The organism is Streptomyces sp. CC224B (genome assembly GCF_030010595.1).
GTDB lineage: Bacteria > Actinomycetota > Actinomycetes > Streptomycetales > Streptomycetaceae > Streptomyces > Streptomyces longispororuber.
Map to the genome: position 1 here is coordinate 1 of NZ_JASCXL010000092.1, position 17,496 is coordinate 17,496.

General features: G+C 74.3%; 17 protein-coding genes and 1 pseudogene. 8 read left to right on the forward strand and 10 right to left on the reverse strand.

Annotated elements, in window-relative coordinates; translation table 11 throughout:
- Nucleotides 1–56 precede the first annotated feature (56 nt).
- From QK440_RS29970 to QK440_RS29980, 3 genes are read left to right on the forward strand one after another with little or no spacing between them, the layout of a single operon-like run.
- Nucleotides 57–791 carry a CPBP family intramembrane glutamic endopeptidase gene (locus tag QK440_RS29970; protein WP_282796368.1) on the forward strand — a complete coding sequence of 245 codons (735 nt, stop codon included), beginning with the start codon at nucleotides 57–59 and terminating at the stop codon, nucleotides 789–791.
- Nucleotides 788–1,126, forward strand: coding sequence for a PadR family transcriptional regulator (locus QK440_RS29975; RefSeq protein WP_282796369.1), 339 nt, complete (start codon nucleotides 788–790; stop codon nucleotides 1,124–1,126). Before QK440_RS29970 ends, QK440_RS29975 begins: the two co-directional genes overlap by 4 nt.
- Nucleotides 1,123–1,911 (forward strand): hypothetical protein, encoded by a 789-nt coding sequence (locus QK440_RS29980; RefSeq protein ID WP_282796370.1) that lies wholly within the window; start codon nucleotides 1,123–1,125, stop codon nucleotides 1,909–1,911. The genes QK440_RS29975 and QK440_RS29980 overlap by 4 nt, the downstream gene beginning before the upstream one ends.
- A gap of 67 nt (nucleotides 1,912–1,978) precedes the next feature.
- Here the strand turns inward: QK440_RS29980 and QK440_RS29985 are convergent, their stop codons facing one another.
- The 5 genes from QK440_RS29985 to QK440_RS30005 all read right to left on the reverse strand — a co-directional run bounded on the left by QK440_RS29985 (nucleotide 1,979) and on the right by QK440_RS30005 (nucleotide 7,616).
- Entirely contained in the window at nucleotides 1,979–3,436 is a 1,458-nt protein-coding gene (locus QK440_RS29985) for a penicillin-binding transpeptidase domain-containing protein (protein ID WP_282796371.1), read from the reverse strand.
- A gap of 127 nt (nucleotides 3,437–3,563) precedes the next feature.
- Complete coding sequence (locus tag QK440_RS29990) at nucleotides 3,564–4,226, reverse strand: response regulator transcription factor (protein ID WP_282796372.1); 663 nt, start codon at nucleotides 4,224–4,226, stop codon at nucleotides 3,564–3,566.
- Nucleotides 4,227–4,317: 91 nt separating this feature from the next.
- The gene (locus QK440_RS29995; protein ID WP_282796373.1) at nucleotides 4,318–5,595 is read right to left on the reverse strand and encodes a histidine kinase; all 1,278 of its coding nucleotides are present in this window, start codon (nucleotides 5,593–5,595) and stop codon (nucleotides 4,318–4,320) included.
- Entirely contained in the window at nucleotides 5,592–6,620 is a 1,029-nt protein-coding gene (locus QK440_RS30000; protein WP_282796374.1) for a hypothetical protein, read from the reverse strand. The genes QK440_RS29995 and QK440_RS30000 overlap by 4 nt, the downstream gene beginning before the upstream one ends.
- 222 nt (nucleotides 6,621–6,842) lie before the next feature.
- Nucleotides 6,843–7,616 carry an IclR family transcriptional regulator gene (locus QK440_RS30005; protein ID WP_282796375.1) on the reverse strand — a complete coding sequence of 258 codons (774 nt, stop codon included), beginning with the start codon at nucleotides 7,614–7,616 and terminating at the stop codon, nucleotides 6,843–6,845.
- A 157-nt stretch (nucleotides 7,617–7,773) separates the two neighbouring features.
- On the opposite strand from QK440_RS30005, the gene QK440_RS30010 reads away from it, so the two are divergent.
- The 4 genes from QK440_RS30010 to QK440_RS30025 all read left to right on the forward strand — a co-directional run bounded on the left by QK440_RS30010 (nucleotide 7,774) and on the right by QK440_RS30025 (nucleotide 12,080).
- Entirely contained in the window at nucleotides 7,774–9,303 is a 1,530-nt protein-coding gene (locus tag QK440_RS30010; RefSeq protein WP_282796376.1) for an aldehyde dehydrogenase (NADP(+)), read from the forward strand.
- A gap of 4 nt (nucleotides 9,304–9,307) precedes the next feature.
- A complete protein-coding gene (locus QK440_RS30015; RefSeq protein WP_282796377.1) occupies nucleotides 9,308–9,928 on the forward strand; it encodes a DUF1349 domain-containing protein in 621 nt (206 codons plus the stop codon).
- 133 nt (nucleotides 9,929–10,061) lie between these two features.
- Nucleotides 10,062–10,796, forward strand: coding sequence for a DsbA family oxidoreductase (locus tag QK440_RS30020; protein ID WP_282796378.1), 735 nt, complete (start codon nucleotides 10,062–10,064; stop codon nucleotides 10,794–10,796).
- Nucleotides 10,797–10,991: 195 nt separating this feature from the next.
- On the forward strand, nucleotides 10,992–12,080 hold the full coding sequence (locus tag QK440_RS30025) for an aminotransferase class V-fold PLP-dependent enzyme (RefSeq protein ID WP_282796379.1): 1,089 nt from the start codon (nucleotides 10,992–10,994) through the stop codon (nucleotides 12,078–12,080).
- Between the two features lie 24 nt (nucleotides 12,081–12,104).
- Here QK440_RS30025 and QK440_RS30030 read toward each other — a convergent pair whose 3' ends face one another.
- Nucleotides 12,105–12,605 carry a MarR family winged helix-turn-helix transcriptional regulator gene (locus QK440_RS30030; protein ID WP_282796380.1) on the reverse strand — a complete coding sequence of 167 codons (501 nt, stop codon included), beginning with the start codon at nucleotides 12,603–12,605 and terminating at the stop codon, nucleotides 12,105–12,107.
- 143 nt (nucleotides 12,606–12,748) lie between these two features.
- Between QK440_RS30030 and QK440_RS30035 the strand changes: the two genes are divergently transcribed.
- Nucleotides 12,749–13,810, forward strand: coding sequence for an alkene reductase (locus tag QK440_RS30035; protein ID WP_282796381.1), 1,062 nt, complete (start codon nucleotides 12,749–12,751; stop codon nucleotides 13,808–13,810).
- A 94-nt stretch (nucleotides 13,811–13,904) separates the two neighbouring features.
- Here the strand turns inward: QK440_RS30035 and thpD are convergent, their stop codons facing one another.
- The 4 genes and pseudogenes from thpD to ectA all read right to left on the reverse strand — a co-directional run bounded on the left by thpD (nucleotide 13,905) and on the right by ectA (nucleotide 17,257).
- On the reverse strand, nucleotides 13,905–14,804 hold the full coding sequence (gene thpD / locus QK440_RS30040; RefSeq protein WP_282796382.1) for an ectoine hydroxylase: 900 nt from the start codon (nucleotides 14,802–14,804) through the stop codon (nucleotides 13,905–13,907).
- Between the two features lie 74 nt (nucleotides 14,805–14,878).
- Nucleotides 14,879–15,283, reverse strand: a complete 405-nt coding sequence (locus QK440_RS30045; protein ID WP_190139237.1) for an ectoine synthase — start codon at nucleotides 15,281–15,283, stop codon at nucleotides 14,879–14,881.
- Between the two features lie 59 nt (nucleotides 15,284–15,342).
- Nucleotides 15,343–16,613, reverse strand: a pseudogene (gene ectB, locus QK440_RS30050) (diaminobutyrate--2-oxoglutarate transaminase).
- A gap of 71 nt (nucleotides 16,614–16,684) precedes the next feature.
- Nucleotides 16,685–17,257: a diaminobutyrate acetyltransferase gene (gene ectA / locus QK440_RS30055; protein ID WP_282796383.1), complete on the reverse strand. Its 573-nt coding sequence runs from the start codon at nucleotides 17,255–17,257 to the stop codon at nucleotides 16,685–16,687.
- Nucleotides 17,258–17,496: the final 239 nt, after the last annotated feature.

Genomic DNA, 17,496 nt, shown 5'->3' on the forward strand with positions numbered 1-17,496 from the left:
GCCGCGCGGGCCCGCCGGGGTGGCGGGCCCGCGCCCGCACCTGTTCAGGGGGACCCATGACGCTCTCGCCGGACCTCTCGGCGGCCGGAACGGCCGCCGGGGGCGCGCTCGCCGCCTATCTGCTCCTGGGCGAGCCCTGGCTGGGCCGCCGCATGTACGCGTCGCTCGCCCGCCGCCGGGACGCCCGGCCGGACGCGCTCGTCCGCTACTTCACGTTCTCGATCGTCTTCTGGTGGGCGCTGGCCGCGGTGGCGGCCGCGGCGCTGCTGCTCTCTCCGGGCGCCTCGGCCGCCGACTTCGGTCTGGCGCCGCCCGACGACGCGGCGTACACCGTGCTGATGGTGCTGCTCTTCGGCGCCGTCGCCGTCGTGTCCGGGCGCCACTTCCACACGCTGGCCCGGCAGGGCAAGCACATCCCCGGCCGCGACGCCGTCGCGGCCATGCTGCCGCGCACCGCGGCCGAGCGGCGGCTCGCGGTGGCCGCCGCCGTGACCGACGGCGTCTGCGCCGAACTCGTGTACCGGGGGGTGCTCATCGCCCTCGGCGTCGGCGCCCTGGGCCTGCCGTTGTACGCGGCCGCCGCGCTGTCGGTGGGCGTCTACGCGCTCGCCGGGTGGTACCAGGGCGGCACCGGCGTCGCCGTCTTCGCCCTCTTCGGGACGCTGTTCACCGGCCTGTACCTGGCCTCCGGCAGCCTGCTCCTGCCCGTCGCCGTGCACGTCATGCTCTCGGTGCGCGACCTGACGCTCCCCGCGCCCGAACCGGCCGGCGCCCCGGGCGGGGCGGCGTGAGCGCGGACCGGCGGGCGAGCTGGTTCAAGGGCGTCCTCGACCTGCTGGTCCTCGCGGGCCTCACCGAGGGCGAGAGCTACGGCTACGAGATCGCCAAGCGGCTCGGCGCCGCCGGCTTCGGGCAGATCCGGGGCGGCACGCTGTACCCGGTGCTCAACCGCCTGGAGGAGGCGGGCCTCGTCGCCGCGGAGTTCCGGGCGGCGGAGAGGGGCCCGGGCCGGCGCTACTACACGCTGACCCCGGCCGGGCGGCGCGTGCTCGCCGAACAGGGCGGGCTGTGGCTGGCCTTCGACACGTCCGTGCGCGAGGTCCTCGGAAGGGCGGGAGTGCGATGAGCGGTACCGATGCTTTCGGCGGAGAGCCCGGAGCACCCGGAGCACCCGGGGCACGCGAGGCGCACGGAGCACCCGAGGCGCACGGGGCGTACCTGCGGCGCCTGGAGGCGCGGCTGCGGGAGCTGGGGCTGCCCGCGGAGCGCGTCCGGGTCACCGTCGCCGACCTGGCCGCGTACCTCGGCGAGTGCGGGGCGGACCCGGAGGACGAGTTCGGCCCGGTCGAGGACTTCGCGCGGCGGCTCGCCCCCGGCGGCGCGGAGCCGGTGCCGCCCGGGGCGGGCGTCGAGACCTGGCGGTGGACCGCCGGGGCACCCGTCGACGAGGAGCTGCTCGGGCGGTTCGGCGACGAGGGCTGGGAGGTCGAGCGGGTCGACGCCCTCGGGCGGTTCGTGTGCCGGCGCAGCCGGGAGCGGGCGCAGCGGTGGGAGTACCGGCGCGAGCTGGTCTCCCGGGGGCGCGAGGGCCTCGACGAGCGGCTCGCGCGCGACGGGTGGGAGGCGTGCGGGAACTGGGCGGTGTACGCGTGGTTCAAACGGCCGCGGGCGGCCAGCGACGGGCCCGCGGCCGAGCTGGGCGGCGTGCCCGCCGTGCCGGTCCGGCGGGTCTACTTCAGCCGCCGCTTCTACGCCCTGTGCGCGGCGGTCGCCGGGGCGGTGCTCGTGGCCGGGGCCACGGTGTCCCTGCGCGACGGCGACCCCCTCAGCGGCCTCGGCCTCGTCACCGGCCTGGCGGTCGGCGCGCTGCTCCCGCTGGGGGCGGCCACGGCGCTGAGCCGACGGCGCTGAACGCGGACGCGGGCCCCACGAAGGCGGGGCCCGCGGCAGCGGAGCGGGGGAGGCCCGGGTGCGTGCGTCAGCGAAGCGCGGCGCGCATCATGCTGGCGGCGATCGGTGCCGCGAGACCGTTCCCGCTGACCTCCGACCGCGCGGCGCCCGACGACTCCACGATGACCGCCACGGCGACCTCCTTGCCGTCGTCCCCCTTGGCGAAGGACGTGAACCAGGCGTACGGCGTCTTGCTGTTGTTCTCGCCGTGCTGGGCGGTGCCGGTCTTGCCGCCCACCGTCGCCCCGTCGATCCGCGCGTTCGTCCCCGTGCCCTTCTCGACGACCGTGCGCATCGCGGACTGGAGCTGCTCGGCCGTGCTCTCGCTCACCACGCGCTGCGCGTCCGCGTCGCCGTCGTAGTCCCGCAGGACGTCGCCGTCGGAGTCGGTGGTCTTCGCGACCATGTGCGGGGACTTCAGCTCGCCGCCGTTGGCGAGGGCCGCCGACACCATGGCGATCTGCAGCGGCGTCGCGGTCACGTCGAACTGGCCGATGCCGGTCAGGCCGGTGCTCGACTTGTCCATGTCCTTGGGGTACACGCTGGTGCCCGCGCGCACCGGCACGTCCAGCTTCTCCGCGTTGAAGCCGAACTTCTCCGCCTGCGCCCGCAGCTTGTCCTCGCCGAGGTCGACGGCGAGCTTGGTGAAGACGTTGTTGCACGACCACTGGAGCGCCGCGCGCAGCGAGGCGTTCTCGCAGGGCGCGGACTTGATGTCGTTCGGGATGGACGTCCGCGTGCCGGGCAGCGTGTACGGGTCGGGGCTGTCGGTCCTCTCGTCCACCGACCCGTAGAGGCCGTCCTCCAGGGCCGCCGCCGCGACGACGAGCTTGAACGTCGAGCCGGGCGGCAGCGGCTGCCGCAGCGCCCGGTTCACCATCGGCTTGTCCGCGTTCTCGGTGTCCTTGGTGAGCCTCTTCCACGCCTCGCCGTCCGCGGAACCGCTGATCGACGACGGGTCGTACGACGGCGTGGACACCATCCCGAGGATCCTGCCGGTCTTCGGGTCGATGGCGACGGCGGCGCCCTTCTTGTCGCCGAGCGCCTTGTACCCGGCCTTCTGCACGGCCGGGTCGATGGTGGTGATGACGTCACCGGGGTCGGCGCGCTTGTTGGTGAGCGTGTCGAGGGGGCTCTTCAGCCGGGTCTCGCTGCCGTCGAGCAGGTCCTTGTAGATGCCCTCGAGCTGCGTGGCGCCGTACACCTGCGAGCTGTAGCCGGTGACGGCCGCGTACAGCGGGCCGTTCTTGTACGTGCGCTTGTACGCCAGGTCGCCGCCCGACGTGCGCCGGGAGCCGGTGACGGCGTCCCCGGCCACGATGATGTCGCCCAGCGGCTCCGCGTACGTCTTGATCGCGTTGCGCCGGTTCATGGTCTCGTCCGCGAGCGCCTTCGCGTCGTGGAACTGCAGCCAGGTGGCCCGCACGAGGAGGGCGAGCACCAGGAGCAGCGCGAAGACCGAGGCGTGCCTGATCGTCTTGTTCATCTCCCGGAAGGACGGGAACAGCCGGGCGAATCGTTCCCGCCCCGGCCAGATGTGTCCGGTTTCTCAGGCAACGCTCATCCTGGAGCCCCCTTGGAGCCCCCTCCGGAGCCCCCGCCGCCGGGCCGTCTCACGAGGTCTTCATGAAGCCCGCCTCGTACGCCGCGATCACCGCCTGGGTGCGGTCGCGCGCGCCGGTCTTCGCGAGCACGGCGGCCACGTGCGTCTTCACCGTGGCCGCGCCCACCTCCATGCGCGCGGCGATCTCCGCGTTGGTCAGCCCGGCCGCCATGAGGCGCAGCACCTCGCGCTCCCGGCCGGTGAGCCGGGCCACCCAGGGTGCCTGCGGGGTCGCCGCGGCCCGCGCGTGCTCGGCGGCGAGGGCGCGTACGGCCGCCGGGAACAGCAGCGAGTCGCTGCGCGCGACCAGGCGCACCGCCTGCACCAGGGCGTCGGCGTCGGCCCGCTTGAGCAGGAAGCCGGACGCCCCGGCGCGCAGCGCCTCGTAGACGTACGCGTCGTTCTCGAAGGTGGTGACGACGACGATGCGCGGCGGGTCCGGCTGCGTGCGCAGGATCTGCTCGGTGGCGCGGATGCCGTCGACCTCGGGCATGCGCACGTCCATCAGGACCACGTCGGGCCGCAGCTCGCGGACCACCGACACCGCCTCGGCGCCGGTCGCCGCCTCGCCGACGACCTCCAGGTCCGGCTCGGCACTGAGGATGGCGCGCAGCGCGGTCCGCACCATGCGCTCGTCGTCGGCGAGCACGATGCGCAGCGGCGTCTCGGTCATGGGCTGGTCCTTCGGGTTGGGGTCGGTTCCGCGGGCGCCGGGGCGGATCCGCGTACGGGGTGAGGGCTCGGGCACCCTCCGGCGGGGGCCGTCACGCGGGCGGCTCCAGGGGCAGGCGGACGCGCAGCCGCCACACCCCGCCGGCGGGTCCGGACGCGGTGGTGCCGCCGAGGAGCCGGGCGCGGTCGGCGACGCCGCGCAGGCCGTGGCCGCCGCCGGGCCGGGCGGGCGCGGCGGCGGCCACGGCGGCGGGCGGCAGCGGGTTCTCCGCGACGAGGTCGAGGCCGGAGGCGTCGCGTGTGATCCGCAGCGTCACGGCGGTGCCGGGTCCGGCGTGGCGCAGGGCGTTGCTGAGCGCTTCCTGCACGATGCGGTACGCCTCGCGGGACACCAGCGGCGGCAGCGCGTCGGCGCCCCCGGGCCCGAGCTCCACGGCGGCCCTGACGCGCAGCCCGCCCGCCCGGGTGCGGCGCAGCAGGCCGTCCAGGTCGGCGGCGAGGGTGGGCGCCGGGGCCGTCGAGGCCCGCTGGTCGCCCTCGCGCAGGACGCCCAGGACGGCGTCGAGCTCGCTCACGGTGCGCCGGGTGGTGTCCTCGATGGCGGCGAGCGCCTCGCGGACGAACTCCGGGTCGTGGTCGAGGACGCGGCGCGCGGCGCTCGCCTGGAGCGTGACGGCGCTCAGCGCGTGCCCGACGGAGTCGTGCAGCTCGCGGGCCAGGCGGTTGCGCACGGCCAGGTCGGCGGCGCGCTGCTCGGCGGCGGCGAGCCGGTCGGCGGGCGTCGGGCCGAGCAGCCGCGGGGCGGCGCCCGCCAGCAGCGCCCCGGACGCGGCCACGCACCCGGCGAGCCCGAGCAGGGACGCGGCGCCCGCGACCGGCGCGGCCACCAGGGTCCAGGGCCTCCGCAGCGCGCCGGGCAGCCCCAGCCAGGAGTCCTGGAGACCCACGAACACCGGCAGCGCGATCAGGAAGAACGCGAACGGTACGAGCGCGAGCGTCATCCCGCTGATGATCCCGCCGCAGCCGAGGTGCAGCGTGAACCAGGCGGCCGTGCGCCCCCGTTCCCGGCGCGTGCGCGGCGGCCCGTCGGCCAGCGCCTCGTCCGGCACCGCGCACAGCGCCCGCACCGCGGCCACCGACATGGGCCGGGTCAGCGGGAACAGCGCGGTGACCGCGGCCAGCGGCAACCCGAGTGCGAAGGCGAGGAGTTGGGAGGAGAAGGAGCCGAACAGGGTGGTCTCGTCGAGCAGCGGCCCCGAGGCGATGGACCCCACGAAGACGTACGGCATGGCGAGCGCGCCGCCGAGGATCAGATGGATCCACCGCCGCCGCGTCCGCCGCCCGAACAGGAGCGGGCCGAACCGTCTCACGCGGCCCCCTCGCCGGGCGCGCGCCCACCCGTGCCCGCCCGCTCCTTGAGGACGTGCACGCCGACGGCGGCCACCAGCGCTCCGATGATCATCTGCACAGCGTAGGACAGGGCCATCGCCGCCGTCGGCTGCTCGGCCACGTCCGCCGCCGCGCCGAACGACGCCGCGAACTGCCAGGCGCCCCAGCACCCGACCGCGCCCGACCCCACCCAGACCAGCGCGAGAGGCACCTTCACCGCGAGCGCGGGCCCCCACCGGAAGGCGAGCGTCAGCCCGCCCGCGGCGGCCGCGGCGAGGTACCCGGCCTCCAGCGTCCGCAGCACCGCGAAGTCGGCCGTGTACGCCGTGGCCTGCGCCTCGTTCAGGCCCAGGGCCGAACCGCCCGCCCACAGCAGCCGCAGGGTCACCGGGTACAGCGCGAGGACGGCCGCCGCGACGGCGCAGGCCCGCGCGGCCCGGCCGGGACGCGGCGCGGGCAGGTCCGCCACCCGCCCCCGCCACACGTGCCGCCACCGGTCACGCGCGTACAGCAGGAAGAGCAGGCCCAGGCTGATCCCCTGGAGGATGAACCCGCCGTACACCACACCGAACACCCACCCGTGGAGGAACGCCCCGCCGTCCCCGCCGTCGTGCCCCGCCACGGACCCGCCCAGCGCGCGCACCGCGAGCTGCGCCGGGTACCCGGCCATGATCGGCGTGAGCAGCCCGGTGGCCGCCCACATCGGCAGGACCAGCAGCCAGGCCGGGGCGCGGCGGCCCCAGGCCTGGGTGAGCAGCAGCGCGAGGACGATCACGGCCGCGTCCATGAGCACGGTCACGGTGTTGGCGACGACCATCACGCCCCGGTGGTCCAGGAGCGAGCTGCCCTCGGGGATGCCGACGCGGCTCCCGGCGATCCAGGCCAGCTTCAGGGACAGGTACGGCAGGCAGGAGGCGACGGCGACGGCGCGCAGGACGCGGCGGGGCCCGCTGGGGGAGGTGCGCGCGGGGAGGCCGGCCGGGGCGGGGACGAGTGCCTGAGTCATGCCCTCACGCTCCCGCGCGGCCGGGGCCCGGCACCTCCTGCGCGCTGACGAAGCGCCTCCGCCGCGCGGGGGAGGCGGCCCGCTGGGAGGAGGGAGGCCGGAGCCGCGGTGCGGCCGGGAGGCCGGAGTCGTCGCGTGACCGGGAGGTCAGGGCCGCCGTGGGCGGGGAGGCCCGGAGCCACCGTGTGGCCGGGAGACGGGAGCCATCGCGTGACCGGGAGGTCAGAGTCGTCGCGTGGCCAGGGTCAGCCGGTCGCGGGCGTCGAACAGCGCGTCCTTGACCGTCTGCTCGTGCGCGGGCGTCAGCCGCGCGACCGGCACGGAGCAACTGATGGCGTCCCGCGCGGGCGTGCGGTAGGGGATCGCCACGCCGAAGCAGCGCAGGCCCAGTGTGTTCTCCTCGCGGTCCACGGCGAAGCCCTGCTCGCGCACGGTGGCCAGCTCCTCGATGAGTCGCTCGCGGTCGGTGATCGTGTTCTCCGTCAGCGAGGGCAGCGTCTCCGGCAGCAGCTTGCGGACCTGCTCGTCGGTGTGGGTGGCGAGCAGCGCCTTGCCCAGCGAGGTGGAGTGGGCGGGCAGCCGGCGGCCCACGCGCGTGAAGGGGCGCAGGTAGTGCTGGGACTGCCGGGTCGCCAGGTACACCACGTTCGTGCCGTCGAGGCGGGCCAGGTGGATCGTCTCGGTGGTGTCGTCCGAGAGCCGGTCGAGGGTGGGCCGGGCGGCGGCGACGACCTCGTCGCCGTCGATGTACGAGGTGCCGACGAGCAGGGCACGCACCCCGATGCCGTACCGCGTGCCGGTCGCGTCCGTCTCGATCCAGCCCAGCTCGACGAGCGTGCGCAGCAGCATGTACAGGCTGGACTTGGGGTAGCCCAGGGCCTCCTGGACGTCGGCCAGGGAGTGCATCCCGGGGCGGCCCGCGAAGAACTCGAGGAGCTCCACCGTCCGCACCGCGGACTTGACCTGCGCGCCCCCGCCCGTCTCCGCAGCCGCCATCGCCCTTGACCCCTCACGTACGACGAGAAATAGTCTCCACTGTCCCGCTGGATTCACCATCAGAGACGGTGTTCAGCATATCGAACAGCCCTGGTGAATGGCAGCACGCGGCAGGCATCCATGTCAGGTCAATCTTGGACATCCTGGAGGAACCCCGGTGGCAGCAGCACCAGTCTGGAGCGTCGACCCCCGAACCGGGAAGCGGCGCGAACAGGTCGCCGTCGAAGCCACGGCCGAGGAGGTCGGGCGGGCCGTCACCGCCGCCCACGAGGCACGCGGCGCCCTCGCGGACCGGGGCACGCGCGCCGCCTTCCTGCGCACCGCCGCCGCCCTCCTGGAGGACGCCCGGGACGCCCTTGTGGAGGCCGCGGACGCGGAGACGGCCCTCGGCCCGGCGCGGCTGACCGGCGAACTCGCCCGCACCTGCTACCAGTTGCGCGCCTTCGCCGACATCGTCGACGAGGGCGCCTACCTCGGCGTCGTCATCGACCACCCCGACGACACCACCACGCCCCCCACCCCGGACCTGCGCCGCTACAAGGTCCCCCTCGGCGTCGTCGCCGTCTACTCCGCCTCCAACTTCCCCTTCGCGTTCTCCGTGCCCGGCGGCGACACCGCGAGCGCCCTCGCCGCCGGCTGCCCGGTCGTCGTCAAGGCCCACCCCGACCACCCCGCCACCTCCGAGCGCGCCGCGTCCGTACTGCGCCGCGCCGCCGCCGAGCACGGCATACCGGAGGCGGTCGTGGGCCTGGTGCACGGCTTCGACGCGGGGCTCGACCTGATCCGGCACCCGCTGGTGGCCGCCGCCGGGTTCACCGGCTCCGTCCGCGGCGGGCGGGCCCTCTTCGACGCCGCCGCCGCGCGCCCGGTGCCGATCCCCTTCCACGGCGAGCTGGGCTCCCTCAACCCGGTCGTCGTCACCGAGGCCGCCGCCGCCGAGCGCGCCGAGGAGATCGGCACCGGCCTGGCCGGCTCCATGACCCTCGGCGTCGGCCAGTTCTGCGTGAAGCCCGGCCTCGTCCTCGCCCCCGCCGGAGAGGGCGGCGACCGCCTGGTGACGTCCCTGGCCGAGGCCGTCGGCGCCACCGGGCCCGGGGTGCTCCTCGACCACCGCATGCGCGAGGCCTTCGTCGCCGGGGTCGCCGAGCGCGCCGGACTGCCGGACGTCGCCGCCCCCGTCACGCCAGGACCGGCCGACGCGCACACGGTGGCCGCGGGCTTCCTCACCGTCCCCGCCGCCCGCCTCACCGCCGAGGGCGCGCACGACCTGCTTTTGGAGGAGTGCTTCGGCCCGGTCACGGTCGTCGCCCGCTACGCCTCCCGCGAGGAGGTCACGGCCGTGCTCTCCCGGCTGCCGGGCAACCTCACGGCGACCGTGCAGCTCTCCGCGCGCGAGGCCGCGGGCGAGGACGGCGCCGCCGCTCTGCTCGCCGACGTCACCCCGCTCGCGGGCCGCGTCCTCGTCAACGGCTGGCCCACCGGCGTCGCCGTCGCCCCCGCCCAGCAGCACGGCGGCCCCTACCCGGCGACCACCTCCACCTCCACCTCCGTCGGCGGCACCGCCATCGAGCGCTGGCTGCGCCCCGTCGCGTACCAGAACACCCCCGAGGCGCTGCTCCCGCCGGAGCTGCACGACGCCAACCCCCTCGGACTGCCCCGCCGCTACGACGGCCGCCTGGAACACTGACGCCATGAACGCCACCGGCAGCCTCACCCTGCCCGAACTGCCCTTCCCGCTGCGGCCGTACGGCCCCGACGGCCACTGGTCGTACGACGACGGCGTCCTCACCGGCCGGGCGGGGCCCCGCCAGGACCGCTTCGTGCCGCCCACCGGCGAGGCCCTGGACCCGGCGTCCGACGCGCCCCGCCTGCTGGGCGCGCCCGAGGGCGACTTCCAGCTCGTCGCGCGCGTCACGCCCGGCTTCGCCGCCCCCTTCGACGCGGGCGTGCTCTACCTGCACGTCGGCGAGCGCGACTGGGCCAAGCTGTGCTTCGAGCGCTCCCCGGACCTGCCGACCATCTGCACCGTCGTCACCCGCGGCCGCTCCGACGACGCCAACGCCTTCGTCGTGGACGGCCCCGCCGCCTGGCTGCGGATCAGCCGCACGGGCGCCGCGTTCGCCTTCCACGCGTCGACGGACGGCGAGCACTGGACGTTCGTACGCGTCTTCCAGCTCGGCGACGCGCGGCAGGCGGGGGCCGCGCTCGTCGGCTTCCTCGCGCAGTCGCCGCGCGGGGAGGGGTGCGCGGTGGCGTTCGACCACATCGCCTACCGCCCCGCCTGGCCGAAGGACCTGCGCGACGGGTCCTAGCGCGGGTCGCGACCCCCGGCGCGGCACGGAGCACCCCGTACCGCGCCGGGGAATGGACCGGGGCCGTCCGGGGTTGCACCCCGGAGCGGAGGCCGGCTCCGTATCGTACGACCTGGAGAAGTGAGTCAGAATCATGCGCGTCGAGATCTGGAGCGACATCGCCTGCCCGTGGTGCTACGTGGGCAAGGCCCGCTTCGAGCGGGCCCTGGCGGACTTCCCGCACCGCGACGCCGTCGAGGTGGTGCACCGCTCCTTCGAGCTCGACCCGCACCGCGCCAAGGGCGACACCGCCCCCGTGCTCGCGATGCTCACCAAGAAGTACGGCATGACCGAGGCACAGGCCCAGGCCGCCGAGGACGGCGTCGGCGCGCAGGCGAACGCGGAGGGCCTCGCCTACCGCACCCGCGGCCGCGACCACGGCAACACCTTCGACATGCACCGCCTGCTGCACTTCGCCAAGGCTCAGGGCGCGGACCGGCAGGACGCGCTGATCGCCGCCCTGTACCGGGCCAACTTCGCCGAGGAGGCGTCCGTCTTCGACGACGAGGAGCGCCTCGTCGCCCTCGCCGCCGAGGCCGGCCTCGACCCCGACGCGGCCCGCGCGGTCCTCGCCGACCCCGCCGCCTACGCCGACGACGTCCGCGCCGACGAGCGGGAGGCCGCCGCGCTGGGCGCGAACGGCGTCCCCTTCTTCGTGCTCGACCGCGCGTTCGGCGTCTCCGGCGCCCAGCCCGTCGAGGTGTTCCAGCAGGCCCTGACGCGGGCGTGGGACAGCCGCGCGCCGCTGGCGGTCCTCGCCGACGGCAGCGGCGGCGGCACGGGCGCCGACGCCTGCGGCCCCGACGGCTGCGCGGTGCCGGGGGCCTGAGGCACCGCCTGCCAGGTGGGCCGGGGGCCTGAGGCGCCGCCTGCCAGGTGGGGCGGGGCGCCGCCGGGGCGACAACGCAGGGAGGCGCACCGGGGCGACGCGTAAGGAGTGCTGAAGGGTACTCGTCAGGCATCCGTGACCGTCGCCCCGGCCGCCGTCATGGACCGGCGGACCGGCGGGCGGCACAGTGATCCCATGGAGACTCCCGGACAGCGCCTCGACGAGACCCTCGTACGCTCGGAATTCGCTCCCCGGACCACCTATCTGAACAGCGCGAGCACCGGCCTGCTCCCGGCCCGCGCCGTGCGCGCGATGCACGAGGCGGCCCTCTCCGTGGCCGAGGGCCGCCCGCAGGACATGTTCGCGGACGTGGAGGAGGCCCGCGCCTCGTTCGCGCGGCTCGTCGGCGTCCCGGTGAGCCGGGTCGCGGCCGGCGCGTCGGTGGCCGTCTACAGCGGCCTGGTCGCCGCCGCGCTGCCGCCGGGCGCCGAAGTCCTCACCGCCGAGGGCGACTTCAGCTCCACGGTGAACCCCTTCCACGTCCGCGGGGACCTGAAGGTGCGCGCCGTGCCGCTGGAGCGGATCGCGGAGTCCGTGCGCCCCGGCACCGCCCTGGTCGCCGTCAGCGTCGCGCAGTCCGCGGACGGCAGGATCGTCGACCTCGCCGCGCTCCGGGAGGCGGCCCGCGCCCACGGGAGCCGCCTCTACCTCGACGCCTCGCAGGCGGCCGGCTGGCTGGACCTCGGCGACCACGTGGCCGCCGCGGACTTCGCGGCGGCCGTCGCGTTCAAGTGGCTCACCTGCCCGCGCGGCGTCGCCTTCTTCGTCGTCCCCGAGGAGGCCGACGACTTCGGCGGCGTCCGGCCGCTGCTCGCGGGCTGGGTCGCGGGGGAGCGCCCCTGGGACAGCTGCTACGGGCCGGTCGAGGAACTCGCCCACTCCGCGCGCCGGTTCGACGAGAGCCCGGCGCTGCTCGCGTACACGGGCGCGCGCCACGCGCTCGCCCTCGTCGAGGAGCTCGGCGTGCCCGCGATCGGCGCGCACGGCCCGGCCCTCGCGGACCGCTTCCGCGCGGGGCTCGCCCGCCTCGGCCACACGCCGGTGCCCGCGCCCGGGTCGCCCGTCGTGGCCGTGCCGGGGCTCGGCGCCCGGCAGCCGGAGCTGAGCGCGGCGGGCGTGGAGGTGTCCGACCGCGCGGGCTCGCTGCGGGCGGCCTTCCACTTCTACAACACCGAGGCCGACGTCGACCGGCTCCTGGACGCCCTCCCGCCGGCCCCGCGCTGAGGCCGTCGCGCCGAAGCCGCCCCGCTAAGGCCGCCGCCCCGCCTGCGGGCAGTCGGCGGTCTCCGTGCACAGGTTGGCCTCGACCCGGGACAGCAGCCGCCCGAGCTGGGCGCGCTCCTCCGGTTCGAGGCCCGCCAGCGTGTGCTGCTCCAGTTGGTTCCAGGCGCGCTCCACGGCCCGCATCAGGGCGCCGCTGTCCTCGGTGGGCTCGACGAGCACGGCCCGCCGGTCGGCGGGGTCGGGGCGGCGGCGCACATGGCCCGCCTGCTCCAGGCGCTGGAGCATCTTCGTGACCGTGGACGGGTCCAGGTCGACCATCCTGATGAGCTCCGACTGCCGTACGGCGCCCGCCTCCCACAGGTGCATCATCATCAGCTCCTGGCCGGGGTAGAGGCCGGCGTCCTTCAGGAGCTTGCCCGCGGCGGTGCGGTGCAGCCGCGCGACCCGGGGGATGGCGGCGCTGACGGGGCCGCCCGCGGCCGCGGACGGACAGACGGGCTCGGCCCGCTCGGTTTCGGCCTTCATGGCACAGCTCCTGGTCGCGGGGGCGGAGGTCGTCCCCAGATTACCTTGGTCGGCCAATGAATGCGCTACAGTGGCTCCCGGCGTTAATACTTGGCCGACCAATAATGGTGGCCAGGACCGGCTACGCACGCTTTGGAGCTGCCATGACCACCGCGTTCGACCCGATCGACCTCTCCGGCACCCCGCTCGCCAACCGCATCGCGCTGGCCCCCATGACCCGCAGCCGGGCCGGGGCCGGGGGCGTGCCGACCGACCTGACCGCCGAGTACTACGCCCAGCGCGCCTCCGCGGGCCTGCTCGTCACCGAGGGCGTCCAGCCGTCCCCGGTGGGCCAGGGCTACCCGGACACCCCGGGCCTGCACAGCGCCGAGCAGATCGCGGGCTGGCGCAAGGTCACCGACGCCGTCCACGCCCGGGGCGGCCGGATCTTCGCCCAGCTCATGCACACGGGCCGCGTCGGCCACCCGGTGCTCCTGCCCGACGGCCTCGTCCCGGTCGGCCCGTCGCCGATAGCCGCCGCGGGGCAGGTGTACACGCACGAGGGTCCGAAGGACTTCGTCACGCCGCGCGAGCTGACCGAAGCCGACATCCGGGCGACCGTCGGGGAGTTCGCCACCGCCGCGCGCAACGCCGTCGCGGCGGGCTTCGACGGGGTGGAGCTGCACGGCGCCAACGGCTACCTGATCCACCAGTTCCTCGCGCCGGGCTCCAACCGGCGTACGGACGCGTACGGCGGCTCGGTCGCCCACCGCATCCGCTTCGCCGTCGAGGTCGCCGAGGCGGTCGTCGCGGAGATCGGCGCGGCCCGCACCGGTATCCGCCTCTCGCCCGGCAACCCCCTCAACGACATCCACGAGCCCGACCCGGACGAGACCTACCTCGCCCTGGTCGAGAAGCTGGACGCGCTGGACCTCGCCTATCTGCACGTCATGGAGGTCGGCCCGATCCGCGAGCTGGTCACCGCGCTGCGCAAGGGGTTCCGCAACGCCTTCGTCCTCAACCCCGCCACCGAGGGACCGACCGGCCCCGAGGCCCTCGCGCTCGTCGAGGACGGCACCGCGGACATCGTCTCGTACGGGGCCCTGTTCCTCGCCAACCCGGACCTGCCCGCGCGGCTGCGGGCGGGCGGCCCGTTCAACGAGCCCGACCGCGCCACGTTCTACGGCGGCGACGCGAAGGGCTACACGGACTACCCGACGCTGTAGCCGGCTCCCCGAGGCAGCGCGAAGGCCCGGCGCCGCGGGGCGCCGGGCCTCGTCACTCGTCCGCTCGGCTCAGCCGGCCGGCGTGCGGTACGGCTCAGCCGATCGGCGTGAAGTCGCGTGCGCCGATGAACTCGGGCCGCCGGACCGGGGCCGCGAACGGCTCCACCGCCGTGTTCTCCACGCTGTTGAAGACGATGAAGACGTTCGAGCGCGGGTACGGGGTGATGTTGTCCCCGGAGCCGTGCATGGCGTTGCAGTCGAACCAGGTGGCCGAGCCCGCCTCGCCCGTGAACAGGCGGATGCCGTACTCGGAGGCGAGCTTGGTGAGCGCCTCGTCCGAGGGCGTGCCCGCGTCCTGCATCTGGAGCGACTTCTTGTAGTTGTCCTTCGGCGTCGCGCCCGCGCAGCCGAGGAACGTCCGGTGCGAGCCGGGCATGATCATCAGCCCGCCGTTGGTGTCGTAGTTCCTGGTGAGCGCGATCGACACCGAGACGGTCCGCATGTTCGGCAGGCCGTCCTCGGCGTGCCAGGTCTCGAAGTCGGAGTGCCAGTAGAAGCCGGAGGCCCCGAAGCCGGGCTTCACGTTGATCCGCGACTGGTGGACGTACACGTCCGAGCCGAGGATCTGCCGGGCCCGGCCCACGACGCGGGGGTCGGCGGCCAGGCGCGCGAAGACCTCACTGATCTTGTGCACCTCGAAGATGGACCGGATCTCCCGCGAGCGCGGCTCGACGATGGAACGCTCGTCCGCGCGCATCTCCGGGTCGTTGATCAGCCGCTCCAGCTCCGCGTGGTACGTGCGCACCTCGTCGGGTGTGATCAGCTCGTCGACGGCCCGGAAACCGTCCCGTTCGAACGCCGCGAGGTCCTCGTCCGTGAACGGCCCCGGCGTACCCGGCGCGGACCACACGACGGGGTCCTTGCGGTCGATGAGGACCTCTTCGGTGCCTCGGGTCGGGTACAGGTCGGCGGTGCGTTCGGGTGCGGTGGTCATGGCGGTGCCTGCCTCTCCTCTCGTACGGCCCGTGTGGGGATGTCGGGGTGTCGCTGCCGTCCGGCCCGGCCCGGCTACTCGGCCTCCGGCTCCGTGAGCAGCGGGTAGACGCCGTTCTCGTCGTGGTCCTCGCGGCCCGTCACCGGCGGGTTGAAGACGCACAGGCAGTGGAAGTCCTCCTTGACGCGCAGCGTGTGCTTCTCGTGCCCGTCGAGGAGGTACATGGTGCCGGGCGTGATGCGGTACGTCTCCCCGTTGGTGTGGTCGGTGAGCTCCGCCTCGCCCTTGGTGCACACGACGGCCTCGACGTGGTTGGCGTACCACATGGAGGTCTCGGTGCCCGCGTACAGAATGGTCTCGTGCAGGGAGAAGCCGACGCGCTCCTTGGCGAGCACGATGCGCTTGCTCTCCCAGGTGCCCGACTTGGCCTTCACGTGCCGGTCGGTGCCTTCGATGTCCTGGAACGAACGGACGATCACGGTGAGTTGGTGCCTTTCCTGCTGGTGGTACGGGGGAGTGGGCGCGGTGCGCGGGGCGCTCAGGCCGTCTCGCGCACGGCGCGGGTCAGGGTGCGCAGGCCCTCGTCGAGCTCGTCGGCGGTGATGGTCAGGGCCGGCAGGAGCTTGACGACCTCGCCCTGCGGGCCGGAGGTCTCGATGAGCAGGCCGAGGTCGAAGGCGCGCCTCGCGACGAGCCCGGCGCGCTCCTTGTCGCGGAACTCGATGCCCCAGACCAGGCCGCGGCCGCGGTACTCCACGATGTCGGCGCGGTGCTCGTCGACGAGGGCGACGAGCGTCTGCTCGACCTGCTCGCCGCGGGCGCGGGTCTGCTTCTCCATGGCGGAGCCGTCGGTCCAGTACGTCTGGAGGGCGGCGGCGGCCGTCACGAACGCCGGGTTGTTGCCACGGAAGGTGCCGTTGTGCTCACCCGGCTCCCACACGTCGAGCTCCGGCTTGAAGAGGGTGAGCGCCATCGGCAGGCCGTAGCCGCTGATGGACTTGGAGACGGTCACGATGTCCGGCGTGATGCCCGCCTCCTCGAAGGAGAAGAAGGCGCCGGTGCGGCCGCAGCCCATCTGGATGTCGTCGACGATGAGCAGCATGTCCTGGCGGTGGCACAGGTCCTGCAGGGCGCGCAGCCACTCGGCGCGCGCGACGTTGATGCCGCCCTCGCCCTGCACGGTCTCCACGATGACGGCGGCGGGCTTGTTGAGCCCGGAGCCCTGGTCCTCCAGGAGCCGCTCGAACCACAGGAAGTCCGGGACCTTGCCGTCCAGGTAGTGGTCGAACGGCATGGGCGTGCCGTGCACCAGCGGGATGCCGGCGCCGGCCCGCTTGAAGGCGTTGCCGGTGACCGCGAGCGAGCCGAGCGACATGCCGTGGAAGGCGTTCGTGAACGACACGATCGACTCGCGGCCCTTGACCTTGCGGGCCAGCTTCAGCGCGGACTCCACCGCGTTGGTGCCCGTCGGGCCCGGGAACATGACCTTGTACGGCAGGTCGCGCGGGCGCAGGATCAGGTTCTGGAACGACTCCAGGAAGGCGCGCTTGGCCGTCGTCGACATGTCGAGGCCGTGCGTGACGCCGTCGCGCTCCAGGTAGTCGAGCAGCGCCCGTTTCAGGACGGGGTTGTTGTGGCCGTAGTTGAGGGATCCGGCACCGGCGAAGAATCGAGGTACTCGTGGCCGTCCTCGTCGTACATGCGGCTGCCCTGCGCACGGTCGAAGACGGTGGGCCAACCGCGGCAGTAGCTGCGCACCTCCGACTCAAGGGTCTCGAAGACGCTCAGGTCCGGCTGGGTGATGGTCACAGCGAATCTCCTGGGAGATGGAAAGGGGTGAGGGGTCGAGGGGCGGGTGGGGTGACGAGGTGCCCGAGGGCTCAGCGGGCCACCGGGCCGATGACGTAGAGGACTTCGGGCTCGTGCCCGCCGTCGTCGCCGGGGAACAGGGCCGCGTCGAAGAGCACCGTGCGCTCGACGCGGGCGCCGTGCCGCTCGGCGTACGAGGTGAACAGGCGCTCCGAGGCGGTGTTGCCCGGCGTGATGGTCGTCTCGACGGTGTCGGTGCCGCGCTCGGCGGCGACCTTCGCCGTCAGCCCTTCGAGCAGCGCGGCGGCGAGACCGCGGCCGCGGTGCGCGTGGTCGACGGCCACCTGCCAGACCACGAGGGTGCGCGGCGCGTCCGGGCGGACGTAACCGGTGACGAAGCCGACCGGCTCGCCGTCGGCGTCCCGGGCCACGGCGGACGTGGCCGCGAAGTCGCGGCACCACAGCAGGTAGCTGTAGGACGAGTTGAGGTCGAGCACCTTGGAGTCGCGGGCGATCCGCCAGATAGCGGCCCCGTCGGCGACACCCGGGGTGTCAAGCCGCAGGCCTTCGGGCATTCCGTGGGAATTCACTCGCGGGTCGGACGCTTGCAGGTCGGTCGGTAGATCGGCTTGTGCAGCGGTCATGCGGATTGAATTTACCCAGCAATTTCTGGAATTGCATCGGGGGAAGGGGTTACATGGCGCGCCGCCATGTGTTATCGCGCCTGCGCGGGCGCCCGCATGAGACCCTGGTAGATCGCGGGCATTTGTCCGGATTATTACGGGCAAAACGGTCGTGATGTGGAGTGCGTCACAGGCCGGCGAGGGTCCGTCATGCGCCCGGAATGCGGCATTTCGCGTTGTCGAAACTTTGGTGTTTAGGG

Coding starts and splice junctions, on each gene's coding strand:
- QK440_RS29970 (WP_282796368.1), top strand. CDS start 57: ATGACGCTCTCGCCGGACCTCTCGGCGGCCGGAACGGCCGCCGGGGGC.
- QK440_RS29980 (WP_282796370.1), top strand. CDS start 1,123: ATGAGCGGTACCGATGCTTTCGGCGGAGAGCCCGGAGCACCCGGAGCA.
- QK440_RS29985 (WP_282796371.1), bottom strand. CDS start 3,436: ATGAACAAGACGATCAGGCACGCCTCGGTCTTCGCGCTGCTCCTGGTG.
- QK440_RS29990 (WP_282796372.1), bottom strand. CDS start 4,226: ATGACCGAGACGCCGCTGCGCATCGTGCTCGCCGACGACGAGCGCATG.
- QK440_RS30000 (WP_282796374.1), bottom strand. CDS start 6,620: ATGACTCAGGCACTCGTCCCCGCCCCGGCCGGCCTCCCCGCGCGCACC.
- QK440_RS30005 (WP_282796375.1), bottom strand. CDS start 7,616: ATGGCGGCTGCGGAGACGGGCGGGGGCGCGCAGGTCAAGTCCGCGGTG.
- QK440_RS30015 (WP_282796377.1), top strand. CDS start 9,308: ATGAACGCCACCGGCAGCCTCACCCTGCCCGAACTGCCCTTCCCGCTG.
- QK440_RS30020 (WP_282796378.1), top strand. CDS start 10,062: ATGCGCGTCGAGATCTGGAGCGACATCGCCTGCCCGTGGTGCTACGTG.
- QK440_RS30025 (WP_282796379.1), top strand. CDS start 10,992: ATGGAGACTCCCGGACAGCGCCTCGACGAGACCCTCGTACGCTCGGAA.
- QK440_RS30030 (WP_282796380.1), bottom strand. CDS start 12,605: ATGAAGGCCGAAACCGAGCGGGCCGAGCCCGTCTGTCCGTCCGCGGCC.
- QK440_RS30035 (WP_282796381.1), top strand. CDS start 12,749: ATGACCACCGCGTTCGACCCGATCGACCTCTCCGGCACCCCGCTCGCC.
- thpD (WP_282796382.1), bottom strand. CDS start 14,804: ATGACCACCGCACCCGAACGCACCGCCGACCTGTACCCGACCCGAGGC.
- ectA (WP_282796383.1), bottom strand. CDS start 17,257: ATGACCGCTGCACAAGCCGATCTACCGACCGACCTGCAAGCGTCCGAC.